Genomic DNA, 1,041 nt, shown 5'->3' with positions numbered 1-1,041 from the left:
ATGCTGGGCAAGTCCCACGACGAGTGGGACGCGCTGGCGGACACGGTCCACTCCCTCCCGATCACCCTGGACGAACTCCACGACCCGAAACGGGTCTGGTCCCTGGGCTCGGAAAACCCGGCGGAACTGGAAGCGGAGATCACCCGCCTCCGAGCCGAACTGGGCGCCTACCGCGAGGCCCTCTCCCGCCCCTTCCCGGTGGCGATCCTCCACTGGCCGGCGCCGGAGCTCACGGAACTCCTGGAGGCGTACCCGACCCTGGCCTCGGAATACCCCTCCCACGAGACCCACCTCGCGACCATAGAGTCCGCCCTACGAGAACTCTCCTCTTCCGGCACCCCGAACCTGGGCATCGTCACCGGCACGGTCCCGTCCTACGAAGCCTTCGCCGCATCGGAGGGCTCCTCCCCGGGCGACGCGACGCTGCTCCCCCAGTACGCGACGACCCTGGCGGCCCGGGGGCGGGCGGTGGCTTGGCCGCCGCAGCGGGGGGCGGCTTGCTGGTGCGGGTCGGGACAGACGTACGGCCAGTGCCACGGACGCACGGCCTGACAAGAGCACCGGGTCATCCGGCCCACCACGGACGACCTGGCAGGCAAGATCGCGCCGGTCATCCCACCCTGCCAGGAACTGAAGATCCCCCACCGCGGCGGCTACGGGCACTACAAAGTCACGACCCGCCACGAGGAGACACCGGAGGACCAGGCAACGGTGTACCGCTGGTGGGAACGGACGGAGATCGCCGAGTAGCCGGGGTGGTGCCGACCAGGGCCGGCCCGACAGCCGGCCCCACGGAACTGCCACGACACCACCCCCGTCTTCCCGGACGACAGACGACTGACGTCGGCTCCCGGGGGGAACGTCACATGGACCAGCCCTGGCTCACGATCGCACTCATCATGGCCGCTGCCATGACGGCCTTCGGCATTTGGAACCTACGCATAGCCCAACGCCAGCGCCGAGCCCTCTCCCGCCTCGGCGTCCGGGGCATCCGCACCAGGGGCGAGGTGGCCCGTGGCCCCCGCCGAGAGGGCCCCACCC

General features: G+C 70.7%; 2 protein-coding genes. Both read left to right on the top strand.

What is annotated here, in order from left to right; all coding sequences use genetic code 11:
- A partial coding sequence (locus CA983_RS44030) for an SEC-C domain-containing protein (protein WP_208637191.1) occupies positions 1–552 on the top strand: 552 nt, incomplete at its 5' end.
- 15 nt (positions 553–567) lie between these two features.
- On the top strand, positions 568–750 hold the full coding sequence (locus CA983_RS48740; RefSeq protein WP_086606145.1) for a DUF5988 family protein: 183 nt from the start codon (positions 568–570) through the stop codon (positions 748–750).
- Positions 751–1,041: the final 291 nt, after the last annotated feature.

Source organism: Streptomyces swartbergensis (assembly GCF_002148965.1).
Classification (GTDB): Bacteria; Actinomycetota; Actinomycetes; order Streptomycetales; family Streptomycetaceae; genus Streptomyces; species Streptomyces swartbergensis.
This window is presented reverse-complemented; position numbering and strand designations above follow the sequence as displayed.